Origin of the sequence: Virgibacillus sp. (genome assembly GCF_013393565.1) — a bacterium.
GTDB classification, from domain to species: Bacteria; Bacillota; Bacilli; order Bacillales; family Amphibacillaceae; genus Virgibacillus; species Virgibacillus dokdonensis.
The window spans coordinates 1-13,424 of record NZ_JABXHF010000092.1; the positions used below are offsets into that span (position 1 = coordinate 1).

Genomic DNA, 13,424 nt, shown 5'->3' on the forward strand with positions numbered 1-13,424 from the left:
TGATATGCTCCCAATATGGTAGACAGAGAAATAATAAAAACTCTTTACTACGATATTGGGGGCATTTTCTATGTCTAAAAGAAGAAGTAAACATACGTTAGATGAAAGAATCGAGGCGGTATTACGTGTGATTGAGGGGATGGCGTCTGTCAGTACGATTGCTAAAGAATACGCTGTTGACCGTACTACGATTAACTCATGGGTGCGTAAATACGAAGCAGATGGGGTGGATGGTTTAAAGGAAGCGAGGACATGGAAGAAGTATTCCGGCGAACTGAAAAGGGAAGCTGTTGAATTTTATCTAAATGGAGAAGGCAGTCTGAGAATGACTTGTGAGAAGTTTAATATTTCATCTAATTCGGTTTTACGTCAATGGATAAACCAGTATACTAGTGGGAAAGAGATAAAATCTACTAGTAAAGGAAGAGAAACCATGACAAAAGGGCGTAAAACCACACTTCAAGAACGCATTGAAATTGTGCAATATACGATTGCGAACGAGCACAATTATCATGAGGCGGCTAAAAAGTATAACGTTTCTTATCAACAAGTATATAGCTGGCTGCGTAAATATGAAAAAGATGGGAAACAGGGTCTTCAGGATCGTCGTGGAAAAACACTAGAAACAAAGGCTAGCTTTACCGAAGAGGAGAAATTACAACTTCGTATTAAAGAATTGGAACACCGTAATCAGTATTTAGAGGCGGAGAATGGCTTATTAAAAAAGTTGAAGGAAATCGAAAGGGGGATGGGACAGCGCGACTAGGTAAACATCTAGCTAAATTTCAAGCGATTCATGACTATCACAAGGAGACAACAATACCCATTCTATTACTCTGTGAAATTTTAGATGTATCCCGATCTGGATACTATAAATGGTTGAAACATGAACCTACAGAAGGACAAAGGGAAAATGAGTGGCTCATGAAAAAAGTGAAAGAGGAATTCAGAAAGTATAACGGTAACTTCGGCTATCGTCGAATAACTATGGTGATCAATCGCAAATATAAGAAACAATATGACGAGAAAAGAATTAGACGCTTAATGATTCAAATGGGCTTAAAATCGCATATTCGTCGCTCGAATGGCTATTCCACAAAGACAAGCTATATCAGTATTGAAGAAAACATTTTGAATCGTGAATTTACTGCGGAGAATCCGAATGAGAAGTGGGTAACGGATATTACGCATATGACGTATGGCTTTGGTAACAAGGCTTATTTAAGTGCTATTAAAGATCTTTATGACGGTTCGATTGTCGCCTATCAGGTTGGGCGCTATAATGACAATCCTTTGGTTATGAACACGCTAAAAGAAGCTATAAAGGCAAATCCCGATGCAGCCCCTTTAATTCACAGCGATCGTGGTTCACAATACACATCAAAGGAATATCGTTATCTTACGGCAGAAGCTGGGATGAAACGTAGTATGTCACGTGTAGGTAATTGTATTGATAACGCACCAATTGAAAGCTTCTTTGGTCATTTTAAATGTGAAAGCTATGACTTAAAGAATTACAAGAACTTTGAGGAGCTAGAAAAAGATATTGATAAGTATATTACATTTTATAATGAGGAACGATACCAAAAGAGATTAAACAGCCTAGCACCATTAGAATACCGGCGCCAGACTGTGGCATAATTTTTTATTTTTTCACTGTCTACTTGACAGGGCGCAGATCAATGCGGATAGGGTGCTTTATGATATGTCCCCACTTCGTATGACTCGTGCATATCCTATATAAGGTACTTTAAGATTCGTAATTTCAAGAGTTTGCGGGTATAAGCTGTATAAGAAAATATAGAATCAGTAGCTTGTGTATAACAACATAACCAAATAAGCTACGTCTGGCTCCAGCGCCCAGCAACTAGGTGACTTCACCAATCGCCTTACGATAAATCATCATTGATTTGTTCCAGTCGCTACGTTGCTAAACGGGCACCCGAGCCTTTGTTCTAAGATAAACCTTGAAATCTTTATACTTTGCTGCAGTACAAGTCGAAGCAGCAGAAAATAGCATATGCGACTTTTAAGTCAGATATTTGCGGTGCTAACAATTAGCAGAGATGAGAAAACCAACACGGATTTACTTGATATAATCACCTCAGCGCCTACGCTCGAAAGCGATGTAAAAATTCCTGTAAGCGTTCGTTATTAGAATGTTCTATAACTTCTCTAGCAGTACCTTGTTCTGCGATCACACCTTCATCTAAGAACAGCACCTTATCGGCAATATCTAAAGCGAAATCCATTTCGTGTGTCACAAGAATCATCGCCATATCATCGTTTTTAGCAATATCACGGATAACCTGAAGTACTTCGGCTACTAATTCTGGATCGAGCGCGGAAGTGACCTCATCAAATAACATGATTTTTGGTCGCATAACAAGTGCTCGTGCCATCGCTACCCGCTGTTTTTGTCCACCAGATAGTTGGCTCGGATATTGATAGACTTTATCGCTTAGGCCAACGCGCTCCAACATTTCAAGGGAGCGTTGCTTCACTGCTTCTTTCCCTTCTTTTTTTACATGTAGTGGAGCTGTCATGCAGTTTTCCAAGATCGTCATATGCGGAAACAAATTGAAATGTTGAAATACCATTCCAATATCACCGCGTACTGCCCGTAGATGCTTTTCATTAGCCCGCACAAGCTTCCCTTTTTTCTCCATTTTCCACAGATTCGTACCATTTACGATGATATCTCCAGATGTAGGCTCCTCCAACGTCATAAGCATCCGAATGATCGTCGTTTTACCTGAACCACTGGGACCAATAATTGCTACTTTTTCTGCTGGTCGAATGTCTAAATCGATTCCTTTTAAGACTTTAACATCCCCAAAGGATTTGTGTACGTCATGAAATGAGACGATAGGTTCTATCATTATGCTGTCGCTCCTTTACTTCTCGTCAAAGCTTCTTTTTTATCAAAGCGTCGGTTCAATTTCTTTTCTAGTCTGTTTATGATTATAGCAGATGGGTAGCTCAAAGCTAAGAAAAGAATGGCCACAATGGTTAAGGGTTCTAGATAGGTCCAGTTTTCTGCTCCATAGCTATTCGCAATATGCAAAATACCTGCAACACCAATCGTTGATGCTAATGGAACCTCTTTAAACATAATAATAAAATAATTTCCAAGCATTGGGATGGTTGGTGGTATTGCTTGTGGTAAAATAATTTTTGTCCACTTTTGCCGCTTAGAAAAATCTAAAGCTTTTGCAGCTTCCCATTGTCCTTTCCCTACACCTTCTATTCCAGAGCGGTATACTTCTGCAATATAGGTGCTAAAATGGATTCCTAAGCCGAGTACGGCACTCGTAAATCCGTTTAAGGTAAAACCTATAACGGGAACCATTGGCCATGCGAAATAAATAAAAAATAGCTGGACTAAAGGCGGGGTAGAACGAATAAATTCCATCACCCATGTAATCAGCCAACGAAGCGGCATGATCGGAATCTTTCTCATAAACAGCCAAATAAATCCAAATGCAAGTGCAAATGCATAACAAGCTATCGTTAAGCCGAGGGTAATTCCAAGGCCGTCGATGATTTTGGGGAATGCTTCTGCAACTACTTCCCAACTCCAATTACTCATCCGCTAGCCACCCCTTTTTTAGAGAACGCCTCCATCTTACGAGTTAAAAAGATAAGCGGTAGCGCTAAAATAAAGTAGAATAGTAAGACAAGCAAATAGACGGTAGGTGCTTGTGATAAATTTGTACTACGAATAATATTTCCATGATAAAGAATATCTTCCATACCAATGAGGGATACGAGGGAAGTGGCTTTCAACATTTGAATAGAATAGTTCCCGAATTCAGGAAGCATCATGCGAATTGCTTGTGGTAAAATTACCAATCGCATTCGTTGAAAGCGTGACATATTTAAAGCAGTTGCTGCTTCGGACTGCCCGTTTGCAACTGCAAGAATAGAGCCACGGACAATTTCAGACATGTATGCCCCGTAGTTTAAGGCAATTGCAATGACGCCTGCCCACCAATTGCTTCCTAGCTCAATACCAAATAGCATCGGAATCGCGTAATAAAGCCAAAATAATTGAACGATTAGCGAAGTCCCTCGAAAGATTTCCACATAAAACCCTGTGAATTTACGGAGGAAGACATTGGAGGACATTCGGCATAGACCAGCAATAAACGCAAATAAATAACCAAAAAATGCTGCACCAATTAAAACGGTAATGGTAATCGTTAGTCCTTTTGCTAAATCAGGGAAAATCTCGATGATTGCATTAATGTGTACCACTCCTTCGTGAATCTTAGGTTAGAGGTGAGTTTTCATCCTTCCCCCAGTCTGCTCAAAGATTATAAGTTAGAAATCTCACTAGAAAATAAACTGTGGGGAAGAAGCAATCCCCACTAACTTTGTAACAGTAAATGGAAGCATAGATAAATAGAACTCTTTTTTTGCTAGTTTAGTTGCTTCTGAGGGGGTGTCAGAGCACAGTTCAACATCTTACATTTCTCCGCTACAGATTTTTTCTGTTGTAATATCGTCGGCTACCATATTATTTTCTTCACTAAAACCATTCGCCTCTAGCAATTCCGCTACAGTACCATCTGCTTTTAATTCAGCTAGCTTTTCATTATAAGCATCGCGTAATTCTGTATTATCTAGGTGAAAAGCAGCAGCGCCATAGCTTGGAACACCCTCTACATCTGGTTGTTCAAAACCTTCCACGAATTCAAGCTGATCAGAGTTAGCGGATTCAAGAGCCATTTTAATGGTCATTTCTGTTCCAGTTGTCGCATCTGCCCGACCAGATTCCACTGCTGAAAAAGTCGCGGGAATATCTTCTGCATTCGTAATTTGCTCTTCACTTACACCTTCTGATTTTAAAAATGCATTTTCTGTAGCACCAGACATGACAGAAACAGTAACATCTGGATTGTCCGCGATATCTTTATAGCTTTTTAAATTTAACGGATTCCCTTTTTGTACAATTAACCCTTCACCATACATCATTTCTGGTTCACCAAAAGCAGCATTTTTACAACGATCAGGATTAATTGCCATTCCTGCTGTTATAACGTCAAACTGCCCTGCTTTTAAGCCAGGAATTAATTGCCCGAAATCCGCTAGCTTACTGTCCATTTCTTCAATTCCTAATTCCTTGAAGACAGCTTTAGCAATATCAACTGCGGCGCCTTTGAGTTTACCATCTTCTTCGTAAGCATATGGTTTTTCATTGGCAAAGCCGATAGTAACTTTTCCGGAATCTTTTAATTCATCTAATTTACTCCCACTTGCTTCATCATTTGTATCCCCTTCATTTGAACCGCAAGCAGCGAGCACAAATAGTAATCCGAAAAGACATGTAAGTAAGATTTTTCTCATAAATACTATTCCCTCCTTTAAAATTACTCGTTTCGTAAAAGAAACGAACAGTAAATGTTCAAAAAGAAGATAAACTATTAAGAAGGCATTATTTATGTAAACATGGGATAAATGTCATTATGTTTACGATAACCTTAAAAAATATTGAATTTTCTATTGGGGAAAATGAAGTTAACTCATGCCGATTTCTTCCTTTTTGAACATTACTAGTAAAATGTTACAGGTATTTGACGGCAGTCTCAAATGCTGTATTTTTTGATAATTTTTAATTAATTGTTAAAACCATGTATACCATTCGTATAAGTTTAATTAACGTATATATGCTGTATGATAATCAATGATCCTACCCTATGGTCAAAAATTGTCTCGGTGAATTGATATGAATAGACGCTCGTTTCAATTCCATGTATGATTCATGTTAAGGGGGGAACGAATTATGCATATTGTTGTTTTAGGTGCGGGTGCATTGGGAGCTTATTTTGGGTTGCGCTTTCAAGAGGCAGGTGCAAAGGTGACGTTTTTAGTGCGAGAAAAAAGAGCTAACCAACTTGAACGGTATGGATTAGCTATGCAAAGTCCGCACGGGAATATATTTGCTAAGGAATTAAATTGGGAAACAGATCCATCCGTTATTCCAAGCGCTGATGTCATTTTAGTAAGTGTAAAAGGATACCATCTCCGTGGCGCATTAGATCAGCTGCGCCCGCTTGTAAATAAAGGGGCTTATGTTTTGCCGGTCTTGAATGGGATTGAACATATCTCTATTTTGCAACGGGAACTTGGCAAAGATAACGTACTCGGCGGATTAGCTTTTATTATTGCTACATTAAATGATAAAGGTCATGTCGTTCATACTGGTGATTTTCACGATCTGATCTTTGGAGCGCTCGGTGCAAAGCAAGAAAAAGTAATCGCAAACTTAGAAGCGTTGTGTGATAAAGCGATTGTAGGAGGAAAACAAACCAATAATATTTTGTATGAATTATGGAAAAAGTATATGTTTATTAATGCTTTCTCTGGTATTACAACAGCGACGAACTTACCAATAGGAGTGGTTCGAAAGCATGAAGAAACTTTCCAAATCGCTATACATCTATTAGAAGAAATGAAACATGTAGCCATGAAGTATGGTGTTGAAATCACAGATCAAGATGTGACAGAAGCAATAAAGATAATGCAGCAGCTTGATGCTGATGCTACTTCGTCTATGCACCAAGATTTACGGAAAGAGTTACCGCTTGAACTCGATCATTTACATGGTGGCGCCATTCGTTTAGCAAAAGCAAAGCAGTTGGAGCTTAAATATATGACAGCTATTTACGGTATCATTAAACCGTTTGAAAATAGGACGTAAAGTGAGGTATAGTTATGTCAACGATAATGATTGTAAGTATGATATCTTTCGTAGTAGTTATTCTCGTACTTGTTTTATCTTTAATCACCATAAAAAAAGGGTACGCATATAAACATCAAATCGACCCTTTACCTGAAGAAGGCAATGACAACAATGAAAAAGGCACTTAAGAAGGGGAGAGTACATTATGAAATTTTGTACCATTGGCACAAGTTGGATTACAGAAGCATTTATTGAAGCAGCTCACCGTAGTGGGGAAGCGCAGTTAGTGGCCGTCTACTCAAGGAAATCGGAATCTGCACAAGCGTTTGCTAATAAATATGGAGAAGTTAGTGCATTTACAAATATTCAGGAAATGCTTGCAGATGATAACAGTGATTTTGTTTATATTGCATCTCCGAATATTTTGCACCCGGATCATATTAAACTAGCCATACGTAGCGGAAAGCATGTATTTTGTGAAAAGCCGATGGTGTTTACAGATAAGCAGTGGCAAGAAATTGCTCAACTAGCTAAAGAACATCAAGTATTTGTGTTTGAAGGGTTTCGTCACTTGTTTTCACCGAATTACGAGCGTCTAAAAGAAGCATTAGCAAGCGTAGGCACTGTCCGTAGTGCAATGCTTCAATATATGCAATATTCATCTCGATATGATAAGTATAAAGAAGGAGCAGAACCGAATGTATTCTCGCAACAATTTGCAGGGGGGGCGTTAATGGATTTGGGCGTTTATCCATTAAGCATGGCTGTTGATTTATTTGGTCAACCTATAAATGCAACATATCACCCTGTTTTACTGGAAAACGGCATTGACGGAAGCGGAACGATGGTCCTTACATATGAAGGTTTTGTGGTAACATTATTAACTTCTAAAATAACGAATGCATTTATGCAATCTGAAATACATGGCGAAGAAGGTACACTGATGATGGATGCTATTGCACCGATATCTCAAATACAGCTTTATGATAGAAAAACAGCGCATGTAAGCGAACTGGCAAACGAGCAATATGATGCAGATATGATATTTGAAGTAGAAGCATTTGTGAAAATGGTGACAAATAATGATTGGGATTCGCATAACGCCTTTTTAGAAAGAAGCAGAACTGTCGCACAATTAACAACAAAAATGAGACAGGAAAATGGCATTCATTTTCCTAATGAATAAGGATCGATAGTAAAGGTCGCACAATAGTGCGACCTTTTTAAGAGAATCGCTCTCGTTCGGAAGAAAGTCGCTCGTCTGTGCTGTGAACTCGCTCATGCTCATCTGAAAGTCGCTCGTCTGTGCTGTGAACTCGCTCATGCTCATCTGAAAGTCGCTCATCCACGCTGGGTAATCGCTCACGCTCGTCGAAAAAGCGCTCACCTGCGTTCTTTGCCTGGGCGAATTCCACGTTGTAATTGGTTAATGCTTAATCCAAATGTCATTTGCAAATGGGGATAGTCTTTAAACGTTTTCCAGTCTCCGCCCCATTCAAAGCCGAGGCCTTTGGCGATAGAGGCCGCTTCCAACCAATCGGATTTGCCGTTGCCGTTTCCGTCATAATCAATATTCCAAATAACTTTTCCAGTCTTACTTCTTAGTGCATAATCGATTGCTAATCCATAATTATGATAGGATTGTCCACCTTTTGCGTTGGTGATCGTTCTTCCTTCTGTTTCTCTTCCTTGTTCGTATAATTCATTTTGTTCTTGTATGGTACGTAAACCGTCTGTTATGACAACCTCTATATTTCTAGAGGCTGCTTTATTTATGAATACCTCTTTTTTTTCTTGAACCACTGGATGAAGCTGAGTAGGCATTTCTTTATCTATATCAACGGTTTGCTTTTGATTGTATATGACAAACAAAATAAGGAGTCCGATTAAAATAATAAGCCATGGTAATAATGTTCGTTGAATTCTCTTCATGCTGCATGTATCTCCTTCATAATAATACATGAATCTGTTCATGTAATTCCAATAGAATGGTACTGCAATACTTTTCGCTTCAAAATGTATTCTACACAACTTGCAAGTGGGAAATCCTCTAATTGTTCAAGGGCATTATAGTCCTCGCTGAAGAAGAAAGGAAAATATACTAGATTTAAACATTTCATTTCATGAATTCTCGCCCAAAAGGGCACTTAGTTATTTTTTAATACGAATTATATATGAGATATTCATTTGATAGGGAACTATATCAGGGGCAGAAGCTTTTAGAAAACTCCCTTTTGATTATTAACCTTTCATAGGCATGAATTTGTAGTTCGTTTCGTATACTACAGAAAATTGTTCGTATGCAATAAACGTGTAAGCATACATATCATATACTATTAGCATAGCAAATGAAGGAGTGTTTGCATAATAACAAATTGTCATTACGAAATGGCAATTTTTACGTTATAATAAGAAAAAAGGAGGGGACCCATGGTTACGGCACTAGCTGCTATGATTGGTTACTTCATAGGCTGCATACACGGTTCACAACTTATTAGCTTATATAAACGTGTAGATATTAAAAATTCAGGTGTTAAAAATGCTGGGGCCTCAAATACGACGATCTTATTAGGCTGGAAGTATGGAATATTTGTCGCCCTCTTTGATATTTTAAAAGGTACTTTTGCCATTTTTGTTGTATTATACTTATTAGATGTGTATGGTATAAGCGGAGATGAACGAATACTGCTTATATATGTTACGGCATTATTTGTTATTTTAGGACATAATTATCCGATTACGATGAAATTCAGTGGTGGTAAAGGAACTGCTTCGCTAGTTGGCATCTTACTCGCTGTCGATTGGAAAGTCGCTGTAATCGGTATTGGACTATTACTTGTTATTACAATTGCTACCGATTATTTAGTAATGGGTGTTCTTGTTATGTATCTTTCTTGTTGACGACTTATATATTCTTCGGCTTAGAACCAACTTTAATTGTTATTTTTTTATCTATTTTAAGCATCATGAAACTATGGAGAACTTTCGACGTATAGTAACAAAACAGGAGACGAGGCTATCAAGTATGTTTCGTAAAAACTAGTCGTTACGGGAGGAAATGTTATTTTGGAGATCGTTATTTGGATATTAATTATTGCTTTATTTGTTTTAAGCTTTGCAGGTATTATATTCCCAATTATTCCGTCTGTGTTTGTGCTTTGGGGCGGTTTCCTTTTGTATCAGTTTGCTCTCAATCCTAATGAATTAACACTTTCTTTTTGGATTGGAATGGGTATTATTACAGCTTTATTAGTCGGCGCTGATATTATTGCGAATAGTTATTTTGTTAAAAAGTATGGCGGTAGTAAGTGGGGAGAGCGTGGTGCGGCTGTTGCAGTTATTATTGGCTCCTTTATCGTCCCGCCGTTTGGAATTCTTATTGTGCCGTTTCTAACTGTTTTTATTATCGAGTTATTACAGCAACGGACTGTACAGGAAGCGTTCCGTGCTTCATTCGGTTCCTTAATCGGATTTCTAGGTGGGACAGTTGCTAAAATTGTACTTCAATTCGTTATGATTGTTTGGTTCTTTGTGGTGATTATCTTTTAAGACAAAGGTGTGCCGAAAATCCAAAGTGGAAGGAAGATTTCATTCATGAAAAAGGCGCTTTTAAATGTAGATTATACGATTGATTTTGTAGCAGAAGATGGAAAATTAACGTGTGGCATACCTGGACAAACTATTGAAGACAAAGTGGTTTCTTTAACGAAACAATTTATTGAAAATGGCGATTATGTTGTGTTTGCCATTGATGCACATGAAGAAGGAGACGCTTTTCATCCTGAAGCAAACTTATTTCCGCCACATAATATCATCGGTACAGCAGGGAAAGCGTTATATGGAAAGCTTGCTACCCTTTATAATGAGTACCAGAATAAGGATAATGTATATTATTTTGATAAAACAAGATATAGTGCTTTTGCTGGCACAGATTTAGAACTGAAACTGCGTGAACGTGGTATTCAAGAAGTACATATTATCGGCGTCTGTACAGATATTTGCGTATTACATACGGCGATCGATGCCTATAATAAGGGCTTCGACATTGTTGTTCATCAAGATGCCGTTGCCAGTTTTAATCAAGCAGGGCATGAATGGGCGCTTGGACACTTTGAAAACACGTTGGGAGCTAAGGTTGTTTAGTCTTATATGAAGAGTTTCATGGCGCACATTGGGAGAACGGCTCTACGATGAAAACCACTTCCAGACAAATTTTTTCACACTAGAGTGTAGGAACGTATAAAAGTTTATCGTATACGAAAAACAGAGGCTTTCTATTGTGTAAAATGATAGCTTTTTCCATAAATATGTGACGATAAGCGAATTTTATCTAAACGACCTATCGCGTTAACCCATTTGCCCTTTTTTCTGTTGAAATAAGAAGTTCCATTAACCTTGACTTTCTTTGTGTCAACTTATATAGTGTAAGTACAATTATGTCATACAAACGTAGATGAAGATTAGTATATTGAAACGTCTTTTATAGAGAGGAAATGGCTGGTGGAAATTTCCAAAGATAATCAATAGAACCTGCTTCGGAGTTCGCTATTAGAAAGCTTTATGCTGCAAAATAGCGCGGGGACAGCCCGTTATCCAATGAAGTGTGCAGTTTATTTTTTTGCAAACAAGGGTGGTACCACCAACCTCGGTCCCTTATCGGATGGAGGATTTTTTATGTTTATAGAGAAAAAGTGAAGGGATGTTCACAAGCAACACTTTCCTTGGTTTAGCGAATGAGAAACGGCCATGGTTCACTATGGGGAAAGCCACCACTTCTTATGAAAAAAGCACTTGCAGATAAATTTTTATAAACAACACAGCTTCTGCCAGAAAAATATAGCAATATGCGAAGTTTTAGCAATGAATGTAAATCACAAGGCCGTGGCAAGTTTATTGTTTGAAGCACGTGTTTACCAAAATAGGTAAAACGGAAAGGTTTTATATTTGCAAAAAAATGTATGGACATGTAGATAAAACTATTTAAATGAGGTGTTACGTTTGGGTAAGAAAAATAAGCAATTTGTTGAAAAAATAACCGCCATGGAAGAGAATTTTGCGCAATGGTATACCGATGTTGTCAAGCAAGCTGAATTGGTTGATTATGGCCAAGTTCGTGGAACAATGATCATTCGACCATATGGCTTTGCAATTTGGGAAAATATTCGCGATGTATTAGATGAAAAATTTAAAGAAACCGGTCATACGAATGTGGCGTTTCCATTATTCATTCCAGAAAGCCTATTGCAAAAGGAAAAAGATCATGTGGAAGGCTTTGCACCTGAGGTTGCTTGGGTTACGCACGGTGGGGACGAAGAATTAGCTGAGCGTCTTGCTGTACGTCCTACTTCAGAAGTGTTGTTCTGTGATTATTATTCGAAAAACATTCACTCCTATCGTGATTTACCAAAGCTGTACAATCAGTGGGGAAATGTTGTCCGTTGGGAAAAAACAACCCGTCCTTTCTTACGTTCTTCCGAATTTCATTGGCAAGAGGGGCACACAGCACATGCGACAGATGAAGAAGCATCGGAAGAAACAGAGCGGATGCTAGGGATTTATGCGGATGTTGTGGAAAAATATTTAGCGATTCCAGTCCTTAAAGGTAAGAAAACAGATAAGGAAAAATTTGCAGGTGCTAAATACACATTGACGATTGAAAGCTTAATGCATGACGGAAAAGCATTGCAATCAGGAACTTCCCACCATTTTGGCTCAGGCTTTGCTGAAGCATTCGACATTACGTATTTAGATGAAAATGGAGACAGTCAATATGTTCATCAAACGTCTTGGGGATTATCCACTCGAATCATGGGGGCTTTAATTATGGTTCATGGTGATAACCGTGGTTTAGTAATACCACCGCGCATTGCTCCGACACAAGCGATGATCGTACCAATCGCCCAGCATAAGGAAGGTGTATTGGATAAAGCATATGATCTTCGTGACCAATTAAAAGATATTGTGCGCGTAGACATTGATGCTAGTGATAAAATGCCTGGATGGAAATTTAATGAGTATGAAATGAAAGGTATACCAGTTCGGATTGAAATGGGACCAAAGGATATCGAGAAAGAACAGGTAGTCCTTGTGCGACGTGATACAGGTGAAAAAGAATTTGTTCCATTGGCTGCATTACCAACTCGTTTACCTGCGCTACTTGATGAAGTACAAGCGAATTTATATCAACGAGCAGAAGATCATTTGCATGAAAAAACAAATACCGCAACCAACATGGAAGAGTTTGCAACTATTTTAGAAGAACAAGCTGGATTTATTAAAGCAATGTGGTGCGGCGATGTAGCATGTGAAGAAAAAATTAAAGAAGCTACATTAGCAACCTCTCGTTGTATTCCATTTGAACAAGAAAAAGTTGCAGATACATGCGTATCCTGTGGAAAAGAAGCGAAAGAGTTAGTGTATTGGGCAAAAGCATATTAAAAATGGGGCTGTTGCACAATCAGGTAATTGATTGTGTAACAGCTTTTTTGTGTATACACAAAAAAACAGACCACAAAGGGCCTGTTCTCATGTATTATTAATTTATGACCAATAAACAAATAACACAAACCCAGTATACGCAAACTGCAGCAAATTATCAATTATATTTACCGATGGATGTAGAAGAAATGATTCCTATGGATGATTCGGTCCGGCTCCACTGCCTCTTATGTGAAAGGATGGATTATAGAGAACTACTACAGGCATACGCTTCCAAAGGGAGAAAACCAGCAGTCGA

General features: G+C 38.4%; 14 protein-coding genes, 1 pseudogene and 1 other annotated feature. Of the genes and pseudogenes, 9 read left to right on the forward strand and 6 right to left on the reverse strand.

The annotated features are described in order from the left end of the window. Positions 1-70 precede the first annotated feature (70 nt). Positions 71-1,641, forward strand: a protein-coding gene (locus HLX49_RS15515; RefSeq protein WP_296363036.1) for an IS3 family transposase whose coding sequence is annotated in 2 segments (ribosomal slippage) — positions 71-734 and positions 734-1,641 — 1,572 coding nt in all. Because the reading frame shifts where the segments join, the coding sequence is not laid out codon by codon here. Positions 1,642-2,111: 470 nt separating this feature from the next. Here the strand turns inward: HLX49_RS15515 and HLX49_RS15520 are convergent. From HLX49_RS15520 to ehuB, 4 genes are all read right to left on the reverse strand, one after another. Next, complete coding sequence (locus tag HLX49_RS15520; RefSeq protein WP_101932651.1) at positions 2,112-2,882, reverse strand: amino acid ABC transporter ATP-binding protein; 771 nt, start codon at positions 2,880-2,882, stop codon at positions 2,112-2,114. Continuing rightward, positions 2,882-3,592 (reverse strand): ectoine/hydroxyectoine ABC transporter permease subunit EhuD, encoded by a 711-nt coding sequence (gene ehuD / locus HLX49_RS15525; protein WP_296363039.1) that lies wholly within the window; start codon positions 3,590-3,592, stop codon positions 2,882-2,884. The genes HLX49_RS15520 and ehuD overlap by 1 nt, the downstream gene beginning before the upstream one ends. Further along, a complete protein-coding gene (locus tag HLX49_RS15530; RefSeq protein WP_077706956.1) occupies positions 3,589-4,251 on the reverse strand; it encodes an amino acid ABC transporter permease in 663 nt (220 codons plus the stop codon). Before HLX49_RS15530 ends, ehuD begins: the two co-directional genes overlap by 4 nt. Before the next feature lie 219 nt (positions 4,252-4,470). After that, on the reverse strand, positions 4,471-5,352 hold the full coding sequence (gene ehuB / locus HLX49_RS15535) for an ectoine/hydroxyectoine ABC transporter substrate-binding protein EhuB (RefSeq protein WP_077706125.1): 882 nt from the start codon (positions 5,350-5,352) through the stop codon (positions 4,471-4,473). A 436-nt stretch (positions 5,353-5,788) separates the two neighbouring features. On the opposite strand from ehuB, the gene HLX49_RS15540 reads away from it, so the two are divergent. From HLX49_RS15540 to HLX49_RS15550, 3 genes are read left to right on the forward strand one after another with little or no spacing between them, the layout of a single operon-like run. After that, the gene (locus HLX49_RS15540; protein ID WP_077706124.1) at positions 5,789-6,706 is read left to right on the forward strand and encodes a ketopantoate reductase family protein; all 918 of its coding nucleotides are present in this window, start codon (positions 5,789-5,791) and stop codon (positions 6,704-6,706) included. A 14-nt stretch (positions 6,707-6,720) separates the two neighbouring features. Continuing rightward, positions 6,721-6,876, forward strand: coding sequence for a YtzI protein (gene ytzI, locus HLX49_RS15545; RefSeq protein ID WP_077706123.1), 156 nt, complete (start codon positions 6,721-6,723; stop codon positions 6,874-6,876). Positions 6,877-6,893: 17 nt separating this feature from the next. After that, the gene (locus HLX49_RS15550; RefSeq protein ID WP_077706122.1) at positions 6,894-7,874 is read left to right on the forward strand and encodes a Gfo/Idh/MocA family protein; all 981 of its coding nucleotides are present in this window, start codon (positions 6,894-6,896) and stop codon (positions 7,872-7,874) included. Positions 7,875-7,911: 37 nt separating this feature from the next. Here HLX49_RS15550 and HLX49_RS17220 read toward each other — a convergent pair whose 3' ends face one another. Both HLX49_RS17220 and HLX49_RS15555 read right to left on the reverse strand, forming a co-directional pair. Beyond that, positions 7,912-8,103, reverse strand: a complete 192-nt coding sequence (locus tag HLX49_RS17220; protein WP_483372462.1) for a hypothetical protein — start codon at positions 8,101-8,103, stop codon at positions 7,912-7,914. Continuing rightward, positions 8,072-8,620 (reverse strand): M15 family metallopeptidase, encoded by a 549-nt coding sequence (locus HLX49_RS15555; RefSeq protein ID WP_296363044.1) that lies wholly within the window; start codon positions 8,618-8,620, stop codon positions 8,072-8,074. Before HLX49_RS15555 ends, HLX49_RS17220 begins: the two co-directional genes overlap by 32 nt. Before the next feature lie 498 nt (positions 8,621-9,118). On the opposite strand from HLX49_RS15555, the pseudogene HLX49_RS15560 reads away from it, so the two are divergent. The 5 genes and pseudogenes from HLX49_RS15560 to HLX49_RS15580 all read left to right on the forward strand — a co-directional run. Then, positions 9,119-9,731, forward strand: a pseudogene (locus HLX49_RS15560) (glycerol-3-phosphate acyltransferase). A 20-nt stretch (positions 9,732-9,751) separates the two neighbouring features. Beyond that, positions 9,752-10,237, forward strand: coding sequence for a DUF456 domain-containing protein (locus HLX49_RS15565; RefSeq protein WP_077706119.1), 486 nt, complete (start codon positions 9,752-9,754; stop codon positions 10,235-10,237). A gap of 45 nt (positions 10,238-10,282) precedes the next feature. Continuing rightward, positions 10,283-10,831 (forward strand): cysteine hydrolase family protein, encoded by a 549-nt coding sequence (locus HLX49_RS15570; RefSeq protein ID WP_296363045.1) that lies wholly within the window; start codon positions 10,283-10,285, stop codon positions 10,829-10,831. A gap of 298 nt (positions 10,832-11,129) precedes the next feature. After that, positions 11,130-11,345, forward strand: a binding site (T-box leader). 341 nt (positions 11,346-11,686) lie between these two features. Beyond that, positions 11,687-13,126: a proline--tRNA ligase gene (gene proS, locus HLX49_RS15575; protein ID WP_296363047.1), complete on the forward strand. Its 1,440-nt coding sequence runs from the start codon at positions 11,687-11,689 to the stop codon at positions 13,124-13,126. Between the two features lie 104 nt (positions 13,127-13,230). Then, positions 13,231-13,424 (forward strand): hypothetical protein (locus tag HLX49_RS15580; RefSeq protein WP_483372463.1); only part of this gene is annotated, 194 nt, incomplete at its 3' end.

Excerpts from the sequence above, each read along its gene's own strand:
- HLX49_RS15520 (WP_101932651.1), bottom strand. The coding sequence starts at position 2,882 with ATGATAGAACCTATCGTCTCATTTCATGACGTACACAAATCCTTTGGG.
- ehuD (WP_296363039.1), bottom strand. The coding sequence starts at position 3,592 with ATGAGTAATTGGAGTTGGGAAGTAGTTGCAGAAGCATTCCCCAAAATC.
- ehuB (WP_077706125.1), bottom strand. The coding sequence starts at position 5,352 with ATGAGAAAAATCTTACTTACATGTCTTTTCGGATTACTATTTGTGCTC.
- HLX49_RS15540 (WP_077706124.1), top strand. The coding sequence starts at position 5,789 with ATGCATATTGTTGTTTTAGGTGCGGGTGCATTGGGAGCTTATTTTGGG.
- ytzI (WP_077706123.1), top strand. The coding sequence starts at position 6,721 with ATGTCAACGATAATGATTGTAAGTATGATATCTTTCGTAGTAGTTATT.
- HLX49_RS15550 (WP_077706122.1), top strand. The coding sequence starts at position 6,894 with ATGAAATTTTGTACCATTGGCACAAGTTGGATTACAGAAGCATTTATT.
- HLX49_RS15555 (WP_296363044.1), bottom strand. The coding sequence starts at position 8,620 with ATGAAGAGAATTCAACGAACATTATTACCATGGCTTATTATTTTAATC.
- HLX49_RS15570 (WP_296363045.1), top strand. The coding sequence starts at position 10,283 with ATGAAAAAGGCGCTTTTAAATGTAGATTATACGATTGATTTTGTAGCA.